Below are 22,830 nucleotides of genomic sequence, written 5' to 3'. Positions count from 1 at the left end.
CAGGACGGAGAGGGCCGAGCGTCATGCTCGGCCCTCTCCGTGTCGTTCGTTCGTCGTCGCCCGGCGGGTCGCCGGGCCGGTCGCGGCTCAGGTGATGTGGACATCCTGCGGCTCGACGGTGACATGGCGGTCCTGGGGGTGGTCGGTGATGTGAATGTCACCGGCGAGGGCCGGCGACGCCGCCGCCGCGCCCGCCGCGACGATCAGCGCGGTCGTGACCAGGATTCTCTTGGCGAGGGATATCTGAAGTGTCATGTCGAAATTCTTTCCGGTAGGCACTGTCACAACCGTCGACGGCGCGTCGGTAAGTGGTATCAGGGGTTCCGGCCCCTGACACGCCAGGGCCGCGGCGGCTCCCCCTCCGCGCCGCCGCGGCCGATACCCCCGTCGAAGAGGCTTGATCAGGCAGGCTCACTGGTGATGTGCGTGTCCTGCGTGGTGATGTCACCGCTGGTGATGTGCGTGTCGAGCGGCTTGGGCGTGGTGTCCGGCTCGCCGGTGATGTGCGTGTCGCCCTGCGGCTTGACGGTCTTCTCGGTCTTCTTCTCGCTCATGGCCTGAACTCCCTCGTGAAGAGCGATCTGGTGGGGCATGAGGCCCGTCCGGCCGTTCCCCCGAATAGCCGGACGGGCGTCTCAAGGCCGCCCACCCTAGGGGTTCGGCCTCACATCGATCCGTCTGCCCCCCGACGCAACGGATTCGACGTGGACGACAATGCCGTGCACCGCTAAACGATTGATGAACGTGCAGGCCAGACCCGTTGTACGGGGGCGCTGGTGGGGCGGTTACGCGGCTGCGGAGGAGGTGAGGAGGCTGTGCACCTCTGTCGCCTCGGGGGAACCCAGTTCCTCGAAGATGTCCAGCGCCTCCTGCCAGCAGACCTGGGCGCGCCCCGTCTGCCCTATGCCGCTCAGGGCCCGGCCGAGCGTGGTCAGCACCTGGGCGCGCCGCCACTCCCCGCCGATGCCGCGCAGCACGATCAGCGCCATCTCCGCGTTGGACGCGGCCGGCGCGGGACGCCTGCCCGCGAGATCGACCTCGGCGAGACGGAACAGCGTCATCCCCTCCCAGAGCCGCTGCCTGCTGTCGCGGAAGGTGTCCAGGGCCTCCAGGAGCCGCTGGGCCGCGTCGGAGAGATGGCCGCTCGCGGTGAGGGCCACGGCCAGCGCGTAGCGGGCGTTCGCGGCGCGCAGGGCGTTGCCCATCCGGTCGTAGATGCGGATGCCCTCCTTGGCGAGGGAGACCGCGCTGGCCGTACGTCCCAGGGCGAGATGGGCGCGGGAGAGGTTGCAGAGGGCGGACGCCTCCCCGGGCGCGTTCCCCGCGGCCCGGAAGTCGTCCGCCGCGCGCTTGAGATGGGCCTCCCCGTCCGCGAAACGGTTCTGGTAGACGGCGATCGCGCCGCGGAGGTTGCTCACCCAGCAGATGGTCAGGGTGTCGCCCGTGCGCTCGGCCAGCGTCATGGCCTGCCCGGTCTCCTCGTCGGCCTGGTCGAACCGGCCCGTGACCAGGTGCACGTTGCTCAGGGCGATCAGCGCCCGGCCCTCGGCCCGGTCGTCGCCGAGGGCGCGCGCCGCGGCCAGTACGGCCCGCGCCGTCGCCTCGTACTCCTTGGAGTTGGCCCCCGACTCGCCGAGGTCCAGGGACGCCCAGAGCAGGTCCACGGCCCGGCGCAGCGTGCCCGTACCGGACGCGTCCGTACCGCCCGTACCGGACGCGTCCGTAGCGGAACCGGCCGTCGCGGCGGGAGAGCCGTCGGCGGACTGGCGTACGCACGCCAGCAGGCAGTTGGCCTCCGCGTACAGCCAGTCCTGCGCGTCGTGCCGGTCGGTGAACGACAGCCCCGCGTACGACGTCGGCTCCAGGTGGTCGACCAGCCGGTCGCCGGGGCGCTCCAGCGCGTACACCCGCGCCGATGTCGTCAGGTAGAAGTCCAGCAGCCGCGAGAGCGCGCACCGCCGCTCCGAGGGGCCCTGCTCGTCGCGCTCGGCGCAGGCACGCGCGTAGAGCCGTACGAGATCGTGGTAGCGGTAGCGGCCCGGGGCGGCCGATTCCAGCAGGGACGTGTCGACCAGCGACTCCAGCAGGTCCTCCGCCTCCCGCTGGTCCAGGTCGAGCAGCGCGGCGGCGCCCGCCAGCGAGATGTCGGGGCCGTCGGCCAGACCGAGCAGCCGGAACGCCCGCGCCTGGGCGTGGTCCAGCGCGCCGTAGCCCAGTTCGAAGGTGGCGGCGACCGCGAGGTCGCCCGCCTGCAACTCGTCCAGCCTGCGCCGCTCGTCGGCGAGCTTCGCCGCGAGGACCGAGACCGTCCAGGTGCGGCGGGACGCGAGGCGGGACGCCGCGATCCGGATGGCGAGCGGGAGGAAGCCGCACGCGGCGACCACGTCGAGCGCCGCCTCGCGCTCCGCGGCGACCCGCTCGGGACCGACGATGCGGGTGAAGAGCTGGAGCGCCTCCTCCGGCGACATCACGTCGAGGTCCACGAGGTGCGCGCCGGCCAGGTCGACCAGCCGGGCCCGGCTGGTGATCAGGGCCGCGCACCCCGTCGTACCGGGCAGCAGCGGCCGGATCTGCGCGGAGTCCCGGGCGTTGTCCAGCAGGACGAGGACGCGCCGGCCGTCGAGCGCGGAGCGGTAGAGCGCGGAGCGCTCGGCGAGCGAGTCGGGGATCTCCGCATCTGCAGTGCCGAGCGCCCGCAGGAACGAGCCCAGGACGGCCTCCGGCTCCGCCGTCCGCGTCCCGGCGCCCTGGAGGTCCACGTACAACTGGCCGTCGGGGAAGTGCGCGCGGGCCGCGTGCGCGACGTGGACCGCGAGCGTGGTCTTGCCGACGCCGCCGATCCCCGCGAGCGCGGAGACCGCCATGACGGACCCCTCGGCGGTGGCCAGCCGGTTGCCCAGCTCCCGTACGAAGGCGTCGCGGCCGGTGAAGTCCGGTACGGTCGCCGGAAGTTGGGCGGGGCGCGGTACGGAGTGCACCGGCTCAGGCTCCTCCGGCGGGCGCGCCAGGTCCGCGTCGGCCTGGAGGATGCGGCGCTGGAGTTCGGAGAGTTCGGGCCGGGGGTCCACGCCCAGCTCGTCGGCGAGCAGCCGGCGCGTGTCGGCGTACACGGCGAGCGCCTCCGCCTGCCGGCCGCTCCGGTAGAGCGCCACCATCAGCAGCTCGCGCAGCCGTTCGCGCAGCGGGTGTTCGGCGGTCAGGGCGGTCAGCTCGGAGACGGCCTCCGTGTGGGCGCCGACCTCCAGATCCAGGTCGAGCAGGTCCTCGGTGAGCTGGAGGCGCCACTCCTCCAGCCGGGTGCGCTGCGTCTCGGCGTACGGTCCCGGCACGGAGGCCAGCGTCTCGCCGTCCCACAGGTTCAGCGACTTGCTGATCAGGGAACGCGCCTGGCCGCGGTCGCCGGCGGCGCGCGCCTTGTCCGCGTGGGCCGCCAGCTCCTGGGCCACGTTGAGGTCGAGGGCGTCGGGGTCGGTCCGCAGCGCGTAGCCGCCGGACTCGCTGACCAGCACGCCGGGGGCGAGGACCTTGCGCAGACGGGAGGCGTACGTACGGACGGCTGCGAGGGCCTGCGAGGGCGGTTCGTCGCCCCAGAGCCCGTCGATGAGTTCGGCGGCGGTGGCGGTACGGCCCTCGCGCAGGAGGAGCGAGGCGAGCAGGGCGCGCTGCTGCGGCGACCCGGGGGGCAGCGCCTCACCACCGCGCCAGGCGCGTACGGGGCCGAGCACGCTGAAGCGCAGGTGGACGGATTCGTTGGGGGCGCCGGGCACGGTGCTGTCGGCCTTGCCGTCGAGCACCTTGTCGTCGAGCACCTTGCCGTCGAGCGTGCTGCCGCTGACCGCCCGTGCGCCGGCGCCCGCGCCGTTGGCGCCGGTGCTGCTTCCGCCGTGGGTGCCGTTCGCGCTGTTGGTGCCCTTGGTCGTGCCGGTCCTGCCCACGCCGCTCGGCGCGGCCGGAGTCCACTGCTCCGGTACACGTGGCCCGCCGTCGAGGCCCATAGCTCCCCCTGCCCGCCGTTCACCGGTATCGCCCCGCACAGTCTGCCTTGTCGGGGGCCGTGCGTCAGCAGTGAGTAAGGCTCTGCACAAGCCCTCGACAGGTTAAAGACCGTATGTGGCCCAAGAGTTACGGGGCGAACGAGGGGGCGGCGTGGTCCCACCGCCTCCCTCCCGTTCTCTCTACCCCTTCACTCTCCGCAGACCCGTCCGGAACAGGCGGGTGGGCATCACGGACCGGCGCGGGTGTCCCGGGCGCCCCTACTCCCCGAGGAACACCGGGTTCGTGAACGCCGCCAGCGCCCCCGGCAGCCCGGCCACCTTCGGGGCGTGCCGCACCTCCGCGCGTACGTAGGCGGCGTACGAGGCGGTCGTGCGCCACTCCACCGCGCCCGCCCCCGACTCCGGCAGCGCGGAGCTGTACAACGGGCCCTGGTCGGTGACGAAGTACGCGGTGCAGCCCGGGGCGCCGGTCACCTCCAGGCGTACGGTCACCGGGGCGTCATGGGCGACGCGCAGCCGGTCGCCGATGCCCGCGTGGAGCCCCCTGCCGCCCGCCGCGCCGAAGGTCAGCGAGACCGCCGCGGACTCGGCGACGTAGCTGTGGCCCGCGCGGATCCCGGCGAGGATCGCCTCGCGGGAGAGGTCGTCGGCGAGGACGACGGTCTGCGGGGTGCCGATCGGGTCGGGGTCGCGGTGGGCGTCGCTGTTCCCCATCGCGGGGGTCCACGTCGGCCCCCTGCCGCCGGTACGGCCCGAACGTACCGATGCCACCAGCGAGTTGTCCCACTCGGCGAGGGAGATCTCGTCGTCCGGGGTGTACGCGCCGTTCCACACCTCCACCGCGTCGGCGTCCGCGAAGCCGAACTTCCAGTTGCAGCCCAGGCAGGTGCCGTGCGGATGGGCGGGGACGACGAGGCCGCCCGCGCGGGAGATCTCGCGCGCGAAACGCCCGAAGCGGTTGTCGCGGGCCCGGTAGCGCCAGTCGATGAACGTGCCGGGGTCCGTACCGAGCGCCAGGACATGGCCGTTGCGGGTGGTGACCTCCTCGCCGGTGAGGATCAGCAGGTCGTCGCCCCACAGCCCCTCCCAGGCGCGGTGCCCCGAATACGTGTTGTGCTCGCTGGAGTTGATGAAGTCGAGCCCGGCCGCGCGGGCGAGCGCGGCGATCTCGGCGGGGGTGCGCCGCCCGTCGGAGTGCACGGAGTGGATGTGGCAGTCGCCCCGGTACCAGGCCCGGCCGCGCCCCTTGGCCCGCTGGGGCGGGTGCACGGGGGGCGGGGTGGTGCCGGGGGCGCCGTAGGTGAGAGTGATGGTGACCTCGTACGGCAGCCCCTGCGGCGCCACGGTGTACGGGCCGAGCGCGATGTGCCAGGTGCCCGCGCGGACCGGGCCCGGGATGTAGCCGGGGGTGGCCGCGTCGGCGCGTACGAAGAACTCGGTGCGGGCCCCGCCGGACCAGCCGCGGAAGCCCCGGCCGCCCAGCTCCGTACCGCGCTCGTCGAAGAGGCCGATGTCGAGGGCGTTGCCCTGGGTGCCGGCCGGGACGGCGGGTCGCTCGTACGAGTAGGCGACATGGATCTCGTTGACGCCGCGCGGTACCTCGACGGGGAGATGGACGAAGTCGGGGGAGCCGGGCGGCAGCGTGCCACGGACGGTCTTCGTCCGTCTGCCGTCGGCGGCAGGGCCGGTCGAGGAGGGGTCGGGGGAGGCGGCGGAAGCGGCGTTCGCGAAGCTCACGGTGTTCAACGTAAGCGCGGTGGCGGCTCCCGTCACCAGGAGTCCGCGTCGTCCGATGGACTGGCTCATACCGGCTGCTCCAGGGGCGAGGGGGCGAGGGGACGGGAGGGGCTTGGTGCCCCGCCACTCTCGTAGTCCGGGGTGAACCGGGGCGCAAGGTCACGCGGGCGGTGGATGGCGGGAAGACAGCGGACGGATGGCCCGCCGTGCCGTCCCGTCCTGTTCGGCCTCGCCGTCCGGCCGGATCGCGGCCCACCTGCCCGACCGCCGGTGTTCCAGAGCCGTTCCCCGGCGGAACGCCCCCGGTTCGTTCAGGGTCTTTAGGCCCGCGCATGGGCCCACGGGCCCTGTCCCTGGGCCCCGGGCCGGACTTAGCCTTCGTCGTGGCTCCGGGGGACCCGCAAGCGGGGGAGCGAGCAGGGCGACGGTCCGTGGGAACGGTGGACCGGCCCTGACGCGACCGCGTGTGGGAGCAGGTCAGTTCACCTACATAAAAGAAGCGTTGGGTGAGTCACTTGTCCGGGCTCGGTCTTCACACGCACACCGGCATCCTCGCGCGGCACCCCGGCGAGCAGCGGGAGCGCGCGCTGCCGCCCTCTCTCCGCGCCGCGCGCGTACTGCTGCACGTGCTCTTCGGGCTCACGGTCGTGGGCGGGCTCGGGCTGATCGGCGAGGCCGTGTCCACGGGCCTGATGACCCCCACGCTCTTCGGCCTCGCGCTGTACGCGGCGGCGCCGGGCGTGCTGGCGTGGGTGCTCACCTGGCGCCTTCGCGAGGGCGCCGTCCGTGTCTGGGGCGGCTTGGTCGCCGTACAGGTGTGGCTGTTCTGCGGCAGCCTGTTCAACATCGCCACCGGTTCGGTACAGGGCCTCACACAACTGGTGCTGCCGCTGATGATCCTGGTGTTCCTCCTCCGGCCGGGGAGCCGTACGTGGTCGGGGGTGCGGCCTCCCGGGAAGAGCCTCAGGGAGTGGTTCTCCGGGTTCTCCTTCGCGCGCGGGCTCTTCCGGCGGCGTGACCGGGCCCAGACGTCCGTGGAGTACCTGGGCATGATCGTGGTCGTCTCGGTGATCATCCTGGCGATCGTCACCGGAGGCATCTCCAGCCGCCTGACCGGTGGACTGCACGAGGCGGTCTGCAATCTCACGGGCGAGTCGTGCGAAGCGTCCGGCGACGCGGCGGGCGGAGCCACGGGCGGCACGTCGGGCGGTACGACGGGCGGAACCACCGGGGGCAGCACGGGGGGCGCCACGGGAGGCGCCACGGGCGGCTCGACCGGCGGCGACGACAACGGCGGTACGACCACGGGCGGTTCGGCCGACGGCGGTACGAGCACCGGTGGTTCGGCCAACGGTGGCGGTGACAACGGAGGCACGAGCACCGGCGGTTCCGCCAACGGCGGCGGTGACAACGGAGGTGCCACGGGCTCCGGAGGTGCGACCGGAGGCGACTCGGGCGGCGACTCCGGTGCCGGCGGCACCGCCAGTGGTGGAGCTGATGGCGGTGCCAACGGCGGTGTCACCGGCGGTGCCAGTGGCGGCGCCAGTGGCGGAACTTCCGGTGGTACGGCCACCGGAGGTGATGACAACGGGGGTACCACGGGCGCCGGAGGTGCGACCGGAGGCGATTCCGGTGGTGCTTCCGGTGGCGCCAGCACCGGGGGCACCGCTTCCGGAGGCTCGACCGGTGGGGCGGTCGGAGGGACGAACAGCGGCGGTTCCACGTCCGGCGGCTCGACGGGAGGCGACAGCGGCGGGAACAACGGCGGAAGTACCGGCGGTGACGACGACAGTGGGGGCGCCGTCGGCGGTGCGGTCGGCGGGACGTCCGGCGGGACGTCCGGTGGGAACAGTGGTGGCTCCAACGGGGGGACGAACTCCGGTGGCGCGAGCGGGGGCGCCAACGGTGGTTCGAACTCCGGCGGCGCGTCCGGCGGGGCCAGCGGTGGCTCCAGCGGGGGCTCGGACTCCGGTGGGGCGAACGGCGGCTCGGATTCGGGCGGCGCGACCGGCGGGACGAGCGGTGGTTCCAGCTCCGGCGGTGCGAGCGGTGGTGCGAGCGGTGGAGCCAGTGGTGGTTCCAGCTCGGGCGGGTCCAGCTCGGGCGGTTCCAGCGGTGGGTCCAGTGGCGGTGCGAGTGGTGGTTCCAGCGGTGGGTCCAGTGGTGGCTCCAGCTCCGGTGGAGCCAGCGGCGGTTCCAGTGGTGGCGCGAGTGGTGGCTCCAGTGGTGGTGCGAGTGGCGGTTCCAGCTCCGGTGGAGCCAGCGGCGGCTCCAGCGGCGGCTCCAGTGGTGGTGCGAGTGGCGGTTCCAGCTCCGGCGGGTCCAGCGGCGGTGCGAGCGGTGGTTCCAGCGGCGGGTCCAGCGGCGGTGCGAGCGGCGGTTCCAGCGGCGGGTCCAGCGGCGGTGCGAGCGGCGGTTCGAGTTCCGGCGGCAGCAGCAACGGCGGCCCGAGCACCGGTGGATCCTCATCCGGCGGTCAGCCCTCGGCGGATCCGACCGAGCCTGAGCAGAAGCCCGAGGAGAAGCCCAAGAACGACTGCGACGACGCCTCCAAGGCCGTCGCCTTCCCCACCGTGACGTACGCCGGATCCACCGGCCGTCTCATCCTGGCGGCGGGTGGCGAGCCCTCTCCCAGCGATCAGGCGGCCAAGTCCCTGACGGAGGAGATGGCCGCCGCCGCCAAGGCGGCCGGCGCAACCACGGTCCCCGGGTACGACACCTATGAGGAGGCCGAGAAGGCGGCTGCGGACGCTTTCAAAACCAAGTGCGACAACTCGAACAACGAGGACAGCGACAAGGAACAGGACAAGACCGACGAACTGGACCGTGCTGACAAGGACCAGGAGGCCCGTCAGGGCGATCCCTTGCACGCGCTCGACGACATCCCGCCGTACACGCCGGGTCCCGCCGCGAGCAAGGAGTGGGCGCGGCAGGTCGAGGAAATCGCCAGGAATAACCCTCTGACCGAGAACTTCACGGCCCAGGACGCGCTCGTCGTCGCCAACTACACCGGCAGTTGGGCCGCTGACCTCAACAAGTACCTGCGGACCGGGAGCGCGCCGGGGTCGTTCAAGAACCCGGGTGCCAAGGTGCAGTTGATGGACGAGGCGCTGAGCCATCTGCCGCCGGTTCCCGATCTCACCGTCTACCGGGGCACGTTCATGCCGGACAGCGTCCTCCAGCAACTGACCAACGGCAACGAGGTCAACTTCCCCGAGTACCTGAGTACGTCCACGGACCTCACCAAGGCGGAAACCGCCCTGGGGCGGGCCAACGGCGGCGGCACCGGTGGGGAGAACGTGCTGCTCGAAATCGAGACGAGCAACGGCCGCAACATCGACCCGCTGTCCCGCTACCGGGGCAAGGAGTCGGAGGTCCTCATCCCGCGCGACGGGAAGTTCACGATGACGAGCCAGGAGACGCGCATCATCAACGGCAAGGAAGTCAAGGTCATCAAGATGACCCAGACGGGCTGACGGCGTGCCCCGTGCGGACGAGCCGGTTCCGTCCGCACGGGGCAGTCGCGGCCTCGTCCTCAGGCCGGGGAAACGTCCGGGCCCTGATCCTCGCCCAGCTCCGCGAAGTGATCGAACTCCCCGGCCATGACGCCCTTCACGAACGCCTCCCACTTCACCTGCGTGGTGGTGACGACGGTGTCGGGGTCGCTGGTCTCCCGGAGATGAATGAGATCCCCGGCCCCGGCGGCCACCTCGATCCACGGCCCGGGCCCTTCGTCACCCTCGGGGGCCGCGCGGACCCATTCGAGACCGGCGGGGATGTCAGCCATGGTTGTCGGACTCCTTGAGTGAGCGGAGGAACCTGGCCCAGGTGGCCGGGTCGGTCGCCAGTATGGAATGTGCCGGATCGGCGCTCTCGGTGAGCTGTATCGCACGGCCGGGCGTCGCGGCGACGCTCAGACAGGCGTCGCCCTCACCGCAGTACGAAGACTTCTGCCAGTGGTCCATGGCCATGAGTGGTCCTTTCGGTCAGAGCTGCTGGGCGATGGAGTGGACGAAGTCCCGGGATTTCGCCGGGCTGAGCGCGACGGCTGCCATGCGGTCGAGCAGCGCCCGGTACTTCTGGAGCTGTGCCTCGGCGTCCAGGAGGACGGAGCCGTGCGACTGGTCAAGATGCACGGTGTCGAGCTGCGGTACGGGTCCGACGGCGTACGCGACCGACTGCCCCGAACCGGGATACGCGCCTGCGTCGAAGGGGATCACGCTGAGGGTGATGTGCTCGCGTTCCCCCATGGTGAGCAGGTGCTCCAGTTGACGCCGAGCCGTGGCCGCGCCCCCGAACTTCATCCGGAGCGCGGCCTCGTGGACGATCGCCGAGTACCGGATCGGATCCGTACGGTAGATGACGTCCTGACGTTTGACCCGGTGCGAGACGCGGTGCTCGATCTCGGGCGGTGACAGCTCGGGCATCACTTGCTGGAACACCACCCGGGCGTGATCGGCGGTCTGGAGCAGTCCCGGGATGTGGGCCGTGTACGCGGTGCGGAGCGCGACGGCGTGGTGTTCGAGTTCGGCCAGATCCAGCAGCCCGCCGGGGAGGATGCCCCGGTACTGCTCCCACCAGCCACGTGACCGGTCGCCCGTCATGTCGACGAGGGCGGAGATGTACGCCTCGTCCTCGCAGCCGTACGCGTCCGCCATAGCGCGGACCCGGTCGGCGCTGACCCCGAACCGGGCGGTCTCGACGTTGCTCACCTGCCCCGAACTGGTGCCCAGTCGACTCGCCGCCGCGCTTGCCGTCATTTCGGCGTGCTGACGCAGTCTCCGCAGTTCGGTGGCGAGGCGGAGGCGACGGGCCGTCGCGGGTGGCTTCGCGGTCATACAACTCCTTCTGGGCGCCAAGAGATGCGCACCCTCACTCACACGAGGGAACCTGGCATCGAATTTCTTGAATTCTGCCAAAGTTTCTTTGTCGCGACTCTAGTCTTTGAGGCAGGCCACCGCCTGGAAGTACCCCGCTCGACGGAGCGGCCTGGTCACCGGGCACCGCACCTCGCATCCCCATACCTGGGCAAATCCCCTCCGCGATCGGAGACTTCCGTGCAAACCGTATCCCCGCACTGGGCCTACACGCTTCAACTCCCGCCCGATCCCCGCGCCCCCGGAGTCGCCCGGCGCACCGTCCGTAACGTGGTCGAGGCGCACCGGATGAACGAACTGACCGACACGGCGGAACTGTTGGCGAGCGAGCTGGTCACCAACGCCTACCGGCACGCGCCGGGCCCGTACGCCCTGCGTATCCGCGCCCTGGAACCGCACCGGCTCCGGGTCGGGGTCTGGGACAGCAACCCCGAGATCCCGCCCCCGTTCAACGGCGACCTCCTCACCCCGCCCGCGCCCACCTCGGCCGCAGGGGCCCTGCCGGAGCGCGGACGCGGGTTATGGCTCGTACAGCTTTACGCCGACGACTGGGGCGCGTACCGCATGGGCGGCGAGCCGTCAGGGCATCGCGGAAAGCTGCTGTGGGTGGAGTGCGTGAGCAAGGGCGGCGAGGCCGAATGTCAGTGGCGTGACGTAGCGTGACCGAGTGGGTGGAAACCGGTGAAAGGAGTGGTGATGTCCGAGGCTCAGGATTATGCGTGGCGGTACGGTGGAGACACCGCAGAGCGGGACACGGGCCCTCCCGTCGTGTCCGTTCGCGCGGGCGAAGAGCCGGAGCCGCAGGGATGGAGGCCACCAGCCATGTCCGTCGTGCCGTTGCTGCGTCCGCGCCCGGGGAATCTGCGCGAGGTCGCCGAGAAGATCGAAGAAGCGACTGGTCTGCGGGTGCAGATTCTGGGAGGAAGTCTCGTGATGTCCCCGACTCCCCGTGGGAAGCACGCGGGCGTCATCAGGCGCCTGCGGGCGGAACTGGATCCCGCCCTGCCGGATGGACTTGCCGTCTACGAGGTCTCTTCCGTTGCCATGCCTGACGACCCTGACGACTACGCGACGCCCGACCTGATCGTTCTGCCCGACGCCTGGGACGACGACGACAACTGGCTCGCGGACGCGGCGGACGTAGGGCTCGCGGTCGAAGTCATCTCCCAGTCCGAAAAGGCCCGGGGCATTACGCAGAAGAACGACTGGTACGCCGTCGCCGGAGTCGCGGTGCTGCTCGTCATCGACCCCCGCCACGGTACGTGGGCGTTGCACACCGGCCCCCGGGACGGCGCGTATCAGGACATGGTGCGGGGCAAGTACGGCGAGGTGATCCCGCTGCCCGTGCCGTTCGGCCGGGATCTGGCCACGGACGGCCTTCCGCTGTACGGGGCCGGAGCGGCCGGGCGTCACTGAGCAGGAGGCGACGGTCAGGTGAGGGGCGCGGCGTCCGCGCCCGGTGGGCGGAGCATGAAGACGTCGACCGGGTCCTCGGACTCCAGGACGAAGCCGTGGCGCTCGTAGAGCCGGCGGGCCGCGCTGCCCTGGAGGACGTTGAGGCGGACGGTCGCGCCCTGCGCGTCGGCGCGCTTCAGTACCGTACGCAGGACGGCTGAGCCGAGCCCGTGGCCCTGCTGGTGGGCGGCGAGGTAGAAGTGCTCCAACAGGAGCCCCGTGGGCACGGGGCGGAGCGTGACGCATCCGGCCCGTTCGCCGTCGAGGACGACGACCGAGGTGTGCTCCGTGGAGAAGGAGTCGCGCAGCCGCTGCCGCACCCGGTGCTCGTCGTACCGCCCGAGGCGTTCGAGGTCGGCGCGCAGGACCGTGGCCCGTAGCTCGGCCACCGGTTCCACGTCCGCCGCCGTGGCGGCGCGCAGGCGCCACCGCTTCCCCGCGACCGTGCCGGGCGGCCGTGTCCCGTGCCCGTGCGTTCCCGCCTCCGCCGTTCCCGTTTCCGCACCCATGGCCGAAGTGTCGCAAACCGGTCGCCCGCCCCTACCTGCGCGGGGGTGCTTCTACTCGGGCCCCGGGAGAGACATATGCCACCTCTTGTGACGCAACCAAGATCCACCCCGACGCTCGTATGCTCGGAGGATGACGACGAGCGCACCGCAGGGTCCCGGGCCCGGACAGCCGACCGCCAACGGCATGCGCCGCGCGCTCAAACGGGCCCGTGACGGTGTCGCGCTCGATGTCGCCGAGGCCGCCGTGCTCCTCCAGGCGCGGGGCTCGGATCTGACCGACCTGGCCGCGTCCGCCGCGCGGGTGCGGGATGCCGGGCTGGAGGCCGCAGGGCGGGCCGGGGTCATCACGTACTCCCGGAAGGTCTTCATCCCGCTCACCCGGCTGTGCCGCGACAAGTGCCACTACTGCACGTTCGTCACCGTCCCCGGCAAGCTCCGCCGTGCCGGGCACGGCATGTTCCTCTCGCCCGACGAGGTCCTGGAGATCGCCCGCCAGGGGGCCGAAATGGGCTGCAAGGAGGCGCTGTTCACCCTCGGCGACCGGCCCGAGGACCGGTGGCCCGAGGCGCGGGAGTGGCTGGAGGCCGAGGGGTACGACGACACCCTCGCCTACGTACGCGCCATGGCGATCCGCGTCCTGGAGGAGACCGGGCTGCTGCCCCACCTCAACCCCGGGGTGATGTCCTGGACCGACCTCCAGCGGCTCAAGCCCGTCGCGCCCAGCATGGGCATGATGCTGGAGACCACCGCCACGCGCCTGTGGTCCGAGCCCGGCGGCCCGCACCACGGCTCGCCCGACAAGGAGCCCGCCGTCCGGCTGCGGGTCCTGGAGGACGCCGGCCGGTCCAACGTGCCGTTCACGACCGGTGTGCTGATCGGCATCGGGGAGTCGTACGAGGAGCGCGCCGACGCCCTCTTCGAACTGCGCCGCGTCCAGCGCGCCTACCACGGCGTCCAGGAAGTCATCGTCCAGAACTTCCGTGCCAAGCCCGACACCGCCATGCGCGGCATGCCCGACGCAGAGCTGGAGGAGCTGGCCGCGGCCATCGCCGTCGCCCGGCACATCCTGGGCCCCTCCGCCCGCGTCCAGGCGCCGCCGAACCTCGTCGACGGCGAGTACGCCCTGTTCATCGGCGCGGGCATCGACGACTGGGGTGGCGTCTCGCCGCTCACCCCCGACCACGTCAACCCCGAGCGCCCCTGGCCGCAGATCGACGAACTGGCCGCGCGGACCGCCGAGTCCGGCTTCGAGCTGCGCGAACGCCTCACCATCTACCCGGAGTTCATCCAGCGCGGCGAGCCCTGGCTGGACCCCCGGCTGATGCCGCACGTACGGGCCCTCGCCGACCCGGAGACCGGGCTCGCGCGCGAGGGCGTCACGCCGTCAGGGCTGCCCTGGCAGGAGCCGGACGAGGGCTTCACCGCCACCGGGCGCACCGATCTGCACCGCACCATCGACACCGAGGGCCGCACGTCCGACCGGCGCGACGACTTCGACGAGGTGTACGGGGACTGGGAGGCGCTGCGCGAGGCCGCGGCCCCCGGCATGGTGCCCTCCCGTATCGACACCGACGTACGGACGGCCCTCGCGCAGGCCGCCGACGACCCGGAGAAGCTCACCGACGACCAGGCCCTCGCCCTGCTCCACGCCGACGGGCCCGCCCTCGACGCGCTCACCCGGATCGCGGACGAGCTGCGCCGCGACATGGTCGGCGACGACGTCACGTACATCGTCACGCGCAACATCAACTTCACCAACGTCTGCTACACGGGCTGCCGCTTCTGCGCCTTCGCCCAGCGCCGTACGGACGCCGACGCGTACACCCTCTCCCTCAGCCAGGTCGCGGACCGCGCGGAACAGGCGTGGGAGGTCGGCGCCACCGAGGTCTGCATGCAGGGCGGCATCCACCCCGACCTGCCCGGCACGGCCTACTTCGACATCGCGCGCGCGGTCAAGGAACGCGTACCCGGCATGCACGTCCACGCCTTCTCCCCGATGGAAGTCGTCAACGGCGCCTCCCGCACGGGGCTTTCGATCCGCGAATGGCTGACGGCCGCCAAGGAGGCCGGACTCGACTCGATCCCCGGCACGGCGGCGGAAATCCTGGACGACGAGGTCCGCTGGGTCCTCACCAAGGGCAAACTGCCGACGGCCACCTGGATCGAGGTCGTCAAGACCGCCCACGAACTGGGCATCCGCTCCAGCTCCACGATGATGTACGGCCACGTCGACCAGCCCCGCCACTGGCTGGGCCACTTCCGTACCCTCGCCCGCATCCAGCAGGAGACCGGCGGCTTCACGGAGTTCGTGACCCTGCCCTTCATCCACACCAACGCCCCCGTCTACCTGGCCGGCATCGCCCGCCCCGGGCCCACCGACCGGGACAACCGCGCCGTGATCGCGATGGCCCGGCTCCTCCTGCACCCCCACATCCCCAACATCCAGACCAGTTGGGTGAAGCTCGGTACGGAGGGCGCGGCGGAGATGCTCCGCTCCGGCGCCAACGACCTGGGCGGCACCCTGATGGAGGAGACCATCTCCCGTATGGCGGGCTCCAGTTACGGCTCCTACCGTTCCGTGAAGGACCTGGTCGCCATCGCGGACGCGGCGGGACGCCCGGCGAAGCCCCGGACGACGCTGTACGGAGAGGTCCCCGAGGAGCGGGTCAACGCGGCGGCGGCATCGGACGGACACCTGCCGGAGCTGCTGCCCCTGCTGGCAGACTGAGCGGCGAGCCAGCGCCCGGGAACGGGCCGGACGGACACGGGGGAGTACGTACGTGGCGCGGGCGGAGCCGGACCGGCCGTCGACGGCCGAACTGATCGGGCACCGCCGCCGGTTCGTCGGGCGCGGCGCCGAGCCGGGCGCGCGCCTCCGCGACCAGGAGAGCGTCCGGCTCGTCCTGGGACCGGACGAGGCCCGCTACGCCTTCACCGCCGCGCCGGGCGCAAACCTGAGGAGTACCGAAGCCTCGCACCCGAGTACCTGAGCCCCGCACCCGAGTGCCGAAGCCTCGCACCCGAGTGCCTGAGCCTCGCACCCGAGTACCTGAGCCTCGCGCCCGCAGACCGACCCGCAGACCGAAGAGACCCGCCGCGCTACTTTCGTCGGATGCGGCGGCCCGGCCCCGCTCCGTACCGTCGTACGGTATGACAGCACCCCCTCCGACCGAGCCCGCCACCTCCGGCCCGCCCGCCCTCGGCAAGGCCCCGACCGCGCGCCTCGCGGATGTCGACGCGCTCCGCGGCTTCGCGCTCCTCGGCATCCTGATGGTCAACATCTCGTTCTTCGCGAGCGGTTACACCCTCCTGGACATGCCCGACCCGGCCCGGAGCGCGTGGCACGACCATGTCGCCTCGGGCATCGTCGCGTTCTTCTTCGAGGCGAAGTTCTATCTCCTCTTCTCCTTCCTCTTCGGCTACAGCTTCACCCTCCTGCTCAACTCCGCCGCCGCGCGCGGGCTTTCCTTCCGGCCCCGGTTCCTGCGGCGGCTCGGTGGGCTGTTCCTGATCGGGGTGGCCAACGCGGTGCTGCTCTTCCACGGCGACATCCTCGTCACGTACGCGCTCCTCGGGCTGCTGCTCTTCCTCGTACGCGGCATCTCGCCGCGGCGCGCGCTGTGGGTGGCCGGGATCGTCACCGGAGTGATCGCGCTCGTCCTCCTGACGCTGGCCGTCCTCGTGGCCGTCATCGACGGGGCCTCCGCCGGCCCGACCGCCGCCGAACGGGCCACCATGCTCGCCGACGGGCGGGACGCCACCGAGGCGATGCGGGGCGGGCTCGGCTCCGTCGTCGGGGAACGGCTCTCCTCGCTGCCGACCGCGTTTCCGCTGATCCTCTTCTTCCAGGGGCCGTTGGCCTTCTCCGCCTTCCTGGTCGGACTGGCAGCCGGCAAGCACCGCGTGCTCGACCACACCGCCGCCGCGGACCCCGACGCGTACCGGCGGAGGCTGAAGCTCATCCAGCTCGTCGGCTTCCCGGTCGGTCTGGCGGGGTCGCTCGCCTACACCTTCGCCGGGGACGAGAACCTCTTCGCGCCCATCGCGCACATCGTCAGCGCGCCCTTCCTCACCGCCGCGTACGTCGCCACCCTGCTGCGGGTCTTCCGCACCGCGCGCGGCGCCCGGCTGGCCGAGGTGCTGGCGCGGCCGGGGCGGATGGCGCTCACCAACTACCTGAGCCAGTCGCTGCTCTGCGGACTGATCTTCACGGGGGCGGGTCTCGGCCTCATCGGGCACCTGCCGTACGCCGGGATGATCGCCGTCGCGGTGGGGATCTTCGCCGTGCAGGTGGGGTGGAGCGCCTGGTGGATGCGGCGGTTCCGGATCGGTCCGGTGGAGTGGCTGCTGCGCGCCGCCACGCATCTGGAGAGGCCCGCTCTGCGCGCCTGAGTGCGCCCTCAACCCACTGTCCCCGTTCGATTACAGTGCTGCGCAGTCGCGCGCAGGCGTGATCGGGGGCCAGCCGGGGAGGGGGACGTGTGAGCACACCGTCCGGAGCCATCTGGGGCCGTGCCGAGCAACAGGACTTCCGCAGCCGGGTACGGGGCGCCCTGCTCGGCGGCGCCCTCGGGGACGCGCTCGGCGCCGGGGTCTCCACGCTCACCCTCGACGAGATCAGGGCCGCTCACGGCGGCGCCGGCGTCGTCGAACCCGTACCCGCGTACGGCCGGCGCGGCGCCGTCACCGCGTCCACCCAGCTCACCCTGTTCACCGTCGACGGGCTGATCCGCGCCCAGGTGCGCCGGGACACCGGCGCCTGGCATCCGCCCACCGACGTGCACCGTTCCCATCTGCGGTGGGCGGCGACCCAGCGCGACTGGGGGCCCGACCTGCGGCGCAAGGACAACGGGTGGCTCGCCCAGGAGGAGTGGCTGTACGTACGCCGCGACCCGACCATCTCCTGTCTCACCGGCTTGGGCGACCAGATCATGGGCACCCTCGACCGGCCCAAGAACCCCATCGCGCGGGACGCGGGCGCCCTCGTACGGTCGGCGCCGTTCGGGCTGCTCGTCGGGTGGGAGCCACAGCTCGTCTGCCAGCTCGCGATGGAGTGCGCCGTCCAGACGCACGGCTGCCCGGCGGCGTTCATCTCGGCGGGCGCCTTCGCCGTGATCGTGCACGAGGTGGCGCGCGGCGGGACGCTGGAGGCGGGCGTCGAACGCGCCTGCGTGCTGATCGCGCCGCGCACCGGCCACGAGCCCGTCACCGCGGCCCTGCGGCAGGCGCTCGAACTCGTACGGCAGGGCGTGCCGGGCCCCGGACAGATCGCCGCGCTCGGCGACGGGCGCACCGCCGAGTCGGCGCTCGCCGTCGCCGTTTACTGCGCCCTCGTCGCCGAGGACGTACGCCACGGGCTGCGCCTCGCCGTCAACCACGACGGTCCGTCCGCCGCCACCGGCACGCTCTGCGGGTCGCTGCTGGGCGCCCTGCACGGCGAGACGGCCCTGCCGCCCGCGTGGCTGGCGGAGCTGGAGGGCCGGCCCACCCTGCTGGAGATCGCGGACGACTTCGCGATGGAGCTGACCCAGGGGCCGGCGCTGCACAGCCCCGCGGTCACGGGGTCGGGGTGGCTGACCCGCTACCCGCGCGGCTGATCCCGCCGCCCTTCCCGTTCGCGTCGCCCGCACCGTCGGTCGGCTCGTGGCCGTCGCCGTCGATCCGCCCCAGCAGCGCGTCGCGCTCCGGGGTGTCCTCCGGCTTCAGGAAGCCGATCGTCACGTACAGCACCAGCGAGACGGCGAGCGGTACGGAGACCTGGTACTGGAGCGGTACGCCGCCGTCCACGGCCCAGTTGATCGGGTAGTTGACCAGCCAGAACGCCAGCAGCCCCATCGCCCAGCTCACCAGCGCCGCCGTCGGTCCCGACCTGCGGAACGGCTTGAGCAGCCCCAGCATGAACGGGATCGCGATCGGCCCCATCAGCCCGGCCACCCACTTGATGACGACGGTGATGATGTCCTTGAACGTCGGCGAGTTGACCTGGGTGGCGATCGCCATCGACAGGGCGAGGAACGAGATCGTCGACAGCCGCGCCGCCAGCAGCCCCGCCCGGTCCGACCAGCCGCGCGCCGCGCGGGAGAGCACCGGCGCGATGTCCCGGGTGAAGACCGCCGCGATGGCGTTGGCGTCCGACGAGCACATCGCCATGGTGTGCGAGAAGAAGCCGACGATGACCAGGCCCAGCAGCCCGTGCGGCAGGAGCTGTTCGGTCATCAGGGCGTACGAGTCGGAGGCGTCCGGCTTCTGCGCCTCCACCAGCAGCGGCGCGCACCACATGGGGAAGAAGAGGACCAGCGGCCACACCAGCCACAGGGCGGCGGAGAGGCGTGCCGAGCGCGTCGCCTCACGGGCGCTGCCGGTGGCCATGTAGCGCTGCGCCTGGTTCCACATGCCGCCGTTGTACTCGAAGGTCTTGATGAAGAGGAACGCCAGCAGGAACGTCACGGTGTACGGCCCGGCCGTCGGTTCGGCGTGGCCGTCGGGGAGCTTGTCCCAGACCGTCCACAGCGCGCTGAAGCCGCCGAGCTTGCCCATGACGGCGACGAGCATCGCGACGCCGGCGAAGAGCTGGATGACGAACTGGCCCAGTTCGGTGAGCGCGTCGGCCCACAGCCCGCCGACGGTGCAGTAGATGCCGGTGATGACACCGGTGATGAGGATGCCCTGGTTGAGGGAGATCCCCGTGAAGACGGAGAGCAGGGTGGCGATGGCCGCCCATTTGGCGCCCACGTCCACGATCTTCAGCAGCAGCCCGGACCAGGCGAGCGCCTGCTGCGTTCTCAGGTCGTACCGGTTCTTGAGATATTCGAGCGGTGAGGCGACCCGCAGCCGCGAGCGCAGCCGGTTCAGCCGGGGCGCGAAGATCTGGGCGCCGATCCCGATGCCGATGGCGATGGGCAAGGACCAGGTCACGAACGAGGTGACGCCGTAGAGATAGGCGATGCCCGCGTACCCGGTGAACATCACGGCGCTGTACCCGGACATGTGGTGCGAGATGCCCGACAGCCACCAGGGCATCTTGCCGCCCGCGGTGAAGAAGTCGCTGACATTGTCCACGCGCTTGTGCGACCAGAGCCCGATCGCGATCATGACTCCGAAATACGCGATGAGCACGATCCAGTCGAGGCTGTTCATGTCACCCCTCCAGGGGTCCGCCTGATGAACGTCGGAGCGCTTCGTCAGAGGGCGCGTTCCGGTCGGCGGTAACCCCGTGCGGGAGCGGGGACTTGGGGATTGAACCGCCTGGCGGGGCGGCGGGTCAAGGGTGCCGCCGGTCAAGGACATGAACACAGATCAGGAAGTAGAACGGTTTTGCCTGTTCTTGACCTTCCGTGCCGTTGTCGTGACCGTGATCGCGCACACACGATGAGCGAGCACTTCGTCAGCGGGCTCCGGCGCACCGTCCGGGCTCCGGTCGTACGGAACAGAGGCGGTCGTACGGGCCGGAAACGGTCGTACGGAACGGAAGAACGGCCGCGCGGGATGCGGGTCCCGCGCGACCGGGCATGGCCGAGCCCCCTCGGCCAGGACGGCGGACCGGTCGAGAGGGCTCTGTCTGTGGTGCGGTGAAACGTCGTGCCGGTGGTCAAGGGTGAAGCGGCCTCAGGTGAGGTCGGCGGCGCCCCTGCCCATTTCCTGGACGAAGGCATTCCATGAACTGGGGACGAAGGAGATCGACGGCCCCTCGGGAGCCTTCGAGTCCCGCACGGCAATGGCCTGGACAGCGGGGGACTTGACCTCTACGCATGCGCCGTTTCCGCCGGAGTACGAGGACTTCGTCCACGTGTCCGTAGCGCCCTGAAGAATTGCCATGTTCGCTCCGGTTCAGCAAGTGAGGTGAAAGAGCACCAACTTCTGTTGGCATGATCGACGCTACTCGCCTCCCCTGATGAGCGGGGCGTGCGTTCACTCGTCCGGATGGTCTATGCCCGAATAGCCTTACGGAGAGGGTTGGTTGAGGTGTATGGTGGCCTCTTCCGGTGCATAAAAGCGGATCAGTTCGACAATCCGGACCAACGTGACGGGCGCCGCGAACTCCGGTTCTGGTTCCGGTTCGGGTTCCGGTCCGGATTTTCAGCGGGCGTAGTCCTTGGCGATTTCCGCGATGTACTGACGTGTCTGATCGGCATTCAGTGCCTGCGCGCGCAGGTGTTCGTACATCACGCTGTACTTCTGAACATCATTGGCCTTCTCCAGATAAAGGTCGCTCGTCACGCCCTCGATGTAGACAACGCTGGAGTCCGACGTGTCGGGAAATTCGAGAATCGCGTAGTGACCGGTGATTCCGGGATGCGCGCCCATGTCGAACGGCAGTACCTGAACGGTCACGTGCGGCAACTGCGACTGCTCCAGGAGGTGTTCGAGCTGCTCGCGCATGAGCTGACGGCTGCCGACGACCCGGCGCAGCGCCGCCTCGTCCACCACGGCCCAGAGCCGGAGCGGCTCCTCGGGCGCGTTGATCCGGTCCTGCCGCCGCAGCCGCACCCCGACGCGCTTCTCCACATCCGGTACGGACGACTCCGGCAGCGCGCCGTTGATCAGCGCCTCGGCGTACGCACGCGTCTGGAGCAGTCCGGGAACCACCTGTGGCTCGAACACGCGCAGTGACGCCGCGTCCGTCTCCAGTCCGATGTAGACGCTGTACGGAATGTCACCGAAGGCATGCCACCAGCCCTGCTGGCGGGAGTCCTTGGCCATTTGCATAAGCGAGTCGACGATCCGGCTGTCCTCGACCTCGTAGACCCCGCAGAGGTCCCGCACATCGCGCTGGCTGATCGAACGGCGGCCGTTCTCCAGTCGGCTGATCTTCGACTGGGAGACCAGCAGGCGTTCCGCGACTTCCTCCGCCGTCATGCCTTTGAGTTCGCGAAGCCGGCGCAACTCCTGGCCCAATCGGCGTCGCCTGACGGTGGGATTGACGTTGGACGGCACGGAAACTGCACCTCCGGCTGTGTGGCTGTAGCTGTACGTATCTACTGCTCAGCAGACTGCCACCAAAGGTCCCGACTGCGCTGGGAAATGGCTACAGAGGTGATTGCGCCGTTCTGCGCGCCTCGTCGCACGCCCCCGTGCGCGCCCTGGCGCCGGTGGGGGTCCGGGGCGGCGGCCCCTGGAAGCCCCGGGGGCCCCGGGAGGGCCCTGGAGGGCCCCGTAACGGGTTTCCGGACCCTTGGCCAAGGGTCCGGGCTCTCCGGCGGGCCGACGGGGCACGGGACGGCCGAAACGCGACGCGCGGGGCGGCCGGTGGTGTTCCGGCTGCCCCGCGCGTCCTGTGCGGCTCCCGAACCGGGTCTGGGGACGTCGGTGCGGCGGATCGCTTGTGCGGGCTTCGGCGCCTGCTTCGGCGCCCGGCCCCGTGTTCAGTGCGCCGGCACGCGCGCCATGCCACCGCGTTGCGGCTGCATGGGCACGCCACCGACCGGCCGGGCACCGGCCGGAGCGCTGGGGGCGCCCTGGGCCGGGTTACGGCGCGGCTGTGCGCCCACCCCGTTCTGGACGTCCATCACGGCGTGCGCCACGAGACCGCCCATCGGGTCGTGTCTGATCAGGTCCCGGAGCCGGGAGCGCGACGAGCGCCCCTCGTTCCCGGGGTACAGGTGCTTGCCGAGTCCGACCGCGTGGGCCAGCGCGGCGAGCGCCGCGGTCCGCGGGTCCGGCGGAACGCCGGTGCGGATCGCACTGTCCAGCCGGGACTTGATCTCCCGGCTGATCGCCGTCTCCGTCGCCTGGTAGCGAGTCGTCGGCAGCACCCCGCACATCTGGCCCGCCACGGCATGCACCATGCCGCACCGCTCCAGATGCGAGAGATAGGTCTGGCGCAGCCCCAGTCGGGGCCCGCCGATCCAATGGACGGCCCGAACCGGGCTGCCGCGTCTGCGCAACAGCTCCAGTGCGGAGTCCAGAGTCGGATCTCCGGTCGGCCGTGGCATCACCACGGCTATACGATCCCCGTCAGGGGCTATCCGTCCTGCCAGGGCCAGCTCCACTAGCTGTGCTCCGGCCAGGCCGAGGTCGAGCGACTGCGGCTGCGCTGTGGTACCCGTGGTCGGGTCCAGAGCGAGCAGCAGAAGCTCCTCCGGAATTGTTCTGCGGCTCCTGCCCATCCATGCCTCCCCGCGTGGATGAGTGACAGGGTGACCCCTCTCACAATGGTCTGTCGAGGGTGCCTGGGTACTTTGTGCGGGAACCGTTATGTATGTCGTTCTCGTCTAGCACCCGGGCCGAGGTCCCAGAGCGGGACACTGATAGATGCTT

Annotated in this window: 19 protein-coding genes; 7 read left to right on the top strand and 12 right to left on the bottom strand. The window is 71.1% G+C overall.

The genetic code is table 11. The features are described from left to right. Positions 1-87: 87 nt before the first annotated feature. The 4 genes from ACFXPL_RS17305 to ACFXPL_RS17290 all read right to left on the bottom strand — a co-directional run bounded on the left by ACFXPL_RS17305 (position 88) and on the right by ACFXPL_RS17290 (position 5,801). Complete coding sequence (locus ACFXPL_RS17305) at positions 88-255, bottom strand: hypothetical protein (protein WP_384919407.1); 168 nt, start codon at positions 253-255, stop codon at positions 88-90. Between the two features lie 146 nt (positions 256-401). After that, the gene (locus tag ACFXPL_RS17300) at positions 402-554 is read right to left on the bottom strand and encodes a hypothetical protein (RefSeq protein ID WP_384919404.1); all 153 of its coding nucleotides are present in this window, start codon (positions 552-554) and stop codon (positions 402-404) included. A 231-nt stretch (positions 555-785) separates the two neighbouring features. Next, on the bottom strand, positions 786-3,995 hold the full coding sequence (locus ACFXPL_RS17295) for a BTAD domain-containing putative transcriptional regulator (protein ID WP_384919401.1): 3,210 nt from the start codon (positions 3,993-3,995) through the stop codon (positions 786-788). A 258-nt stretch (positions 3,996-4,253) separates the two neighbouring features. Beyond that, the gene (locus tag ACFXPL_RS17290) at positions 4,254-5,801 is read right to left on the bottom strand and encodes a CehA/McbA family metallohydrolase (protein ID WP_384919398.1); all 1,548 of its coding nucleotides are present in this window, start codon (positions 5,799-5,801) and stop codon (positions 4,254-4,256) included. Between the two features lie 437 nt (positions 5,802-6,238). Here ACFXPL_RS17290 and ACFXPL_RS17285 point away from each other — a divergent pair, with 437 nt between their 5' ends. Further along, positions 6,239-9,208 carry an ADP-ribosyltransferase gene (locus ACFXPL_RS17285; RefSeq protein WP_384919395.1) on the top strand — a complete coding sequence of 990 codons (2,970 nt, stop codon included), beginning with the start codon at positions 6,239-6,241 and terminating at the stop codon, positions 9,206-9,208. Positions 9,209-9,267: 59 nt separating this feature from the next. Here the strand turns inward: ACFXPL_RS17285 and ACFXPL_RS17280 are convergent, their stop codons facing one another. From ACFXPL_RS17280 to ACFXPL_RS17270, 3 genes are read right to left on the bottom strand one after another with little or no spacing between them, the layout of a single operon-like run. Further along, positions 9,268-9,519, bottom strand: coding sequence for a DUF397 domain-containing protein (locus ACFXPL_RS17280; protein ID WP_384919393.1), 252 nt, complete (start codon positions 9,517-9,519; stop codon positions 9,268-9,270). Further along, on the bottom strand, positions 9,512-9,703 hold the full coding sequence (locus tag ACFXPL_RS17275; RefSeq protein WP_384919390.1) for a DUF397 domain-containing protein: 192 nt from the start codon (positions 9,701-9,703) through the stop codon (positions 9,512-9,514). Before ACFXPL_RS17275 ends, ACFXPL_RS17280 begins: the two co-directional genes overlap by 8 nt. Positions 9,704-9,718: 15 nt before the next feature. After that, positions 9,719-10,570 carry a helix-turn-helix domain-containing protein gene (locus tag ACFXPL_RS17270; protein WP_384919387.1) on the bottom strand — a complete coding sequence of 284 codons (852 nt, stop codon included), beginning with the start codon at positions 10,568-10,570 and terminating at the stop codon, positions 9,719-9,721. A gap of 219 nt (positions 10,571-10,789) precedes the next feature. Between ACFXPL_RS17270 and ACFXPL_RS17265 the strand changes: the two genes are divergently transcribed. Beyond that, positions 10,790-11,272, top strand: coding sequence for an ATP-binding protein (locus ACFXPL_RS17265; protein ID WP_384919384.1), 483 nt, complete (start codon positions 10,790-10,792; stop codon positions 11,270-11,272). Between the two features lie 159 nt (positions 11,273-11,431). Next, a complete protein-coding gene (locus tag ACFXPL_RS17260; protein WP_384919382.1) occupies positions 11,432-12,025 on the top strand; it encodes a Uma2 family endonuclease in 594 nt (197 codons plus the stop codon). Positions 12,026-12,039: 14 nt separating this feature from the next. Here ACFXPL_RS17260 and ACFXPL_RS17255 read toward each other — a convergent pair whose 3' ends face one another. Then, positions 12,040-12,573, bottom strand: coding sequence for a GNAT family N-acetyltransferase (locus ACFXPL_RS17255; RefSeq protein ID WP_384919379.1), 534 nt, complete (start codon positions 12,571-12,573; stop codon positions 12,040-12,042). A gap of 130 nt (positions 12,574-12,703) precedes the next feature. Between ACFXPL_RS17255 and ACFXPL_RS17250 the strand changes: the two genes are divergently transcribed. The 4 genes from ACFXPL_RS17250 to ACFXPL_RS17235 all read left to right on the top strand — a co-directional run bounded on the left by ACFXPL_RS17250 (position 12,704) and on the right by ACFXPL_RS17235 (position 18,170). Beyond that, positions 12,704-15,301 carry a bifunctional FO biosynthesis protein CofGH gene (locus ACFXPL_RS17250; protein WP_384919376.1) on the top strand — a complete coding sequence of 866 codons (2,598 nt, stop codon included), beginning with the start codon at positions 12,704-12,706 and terminating at the stop codon, positions 15,299-15,301. A 52-nt stretch (positions 15,302-15,353) separates the two neighbouring features. Further along, positions 15,354-15,563, top strand: a complete 210-nt coding sequence (locus ACFXPL_RS17245; RefSeq protein ID WP_384919373.1) for a hypothetical protein — start codon at positions 15,354-15,356, stop codon at positions 15,561-15,563. Between the two features lie 160 nt (positions 15,564-15,723). Then, the gene (locus ACFXPL_RS17240) at positions 15,724-16,965 is read left to right on the top strand and encodes a DUF418 domain-containing protein (protein ID WP_384919371.1); all 1,242 of its coding nucleotides are present in this window, start codon (positions 15,724-15,726) and stop codon (positions 16,963-16,965) included. 89 nt (positions 16,966-17,054) lie between these two features. Beyond that, complete coding sequence (locus tag ACFXPL_RS17235) at positions 17,055-18,170, top strand: ADP-ribosylglycohydrolase family protein (protein WP_384919368.1); 1,116 nt, start codon at positions 17,055-17,057, stop codon at positions 18,168-18,170. Here ACFXPL_RS17235 and ACFXPL_RS17230 read toward each other — a convergent pair. The 4 genes from ACFXPL_RS17230 to ACFXPL_RS17215 all read right to left on the bottom strand — a co-directional run bounded on the left by ACFXPL_RS17230 (position 18,130) and on the right by ACFXPL_RS17215 (position 22,679). Next, complete coding sequence (locus tag ACFXPL_RS17230; RefSeq protein WP_384919365.1) at positions 18,130-19,710, bottom strand: sodium:solute symporter family protein; 1,581 nt, start codon at positions 19,708-19,710, stop codon at positions 18,130-18,132. The two genes, ACFXPL_RS17235 and ACFXPL_RS17230, sit on opposite strands and share 41 nt — an antisense overlap. A gap of 468 nt (positions 19,711-20,178) precedes the next feature. Next, entirely contained in the window at positions 20,179-20,388 is a 210-nt protein-coding gene (locus ACFXPL_RS17225) for a DUF397 domain-containing protein (protein WP_384919362.1), read from the bottom strand. A 261-nt stretch (positions 20,389-20,649) separates the two neighbouring features. Further along, positions 20,650-21,507, bottom strand: coding sequence for a helix-turn-helix domain-containing protein (locus ACFXPL_RS17220; protein ID WP_384919359.1), 858 nt, complete (start codon positions 21,505-21,507; stop codon positions 20,650-20,652). 428 nt (positions 21,508-21,935) lie between these two features. Continuing rightward, positions 21,936-22,679 carry a GPP34 family phosphoprotein gene (locus ACFXPL_RS17215; protein WP_384919356.1) on the bottom strand — a complete coding sequence of 248 codons (744 nt, stop codon included), beginning with the start codon at positions 22,677-22,679 and terminating at the stop codon, positions 21,936-21,938. Positions 22,680-22,830: the final 151 nt, after the last annotated feature.

Origin of the sequence: Streptomyces sp. NPDC059092 (assembly GCF_042756365.1) — a bacterium.
Lineage (GTDB): Bacteria > Actinomycetota > Actinomycetes > Streptomycetales > Streptomycetaceae > Streptomyces.
This window is presented reverse-complemented; position numbering and strand designations above follow the sequence as displayed.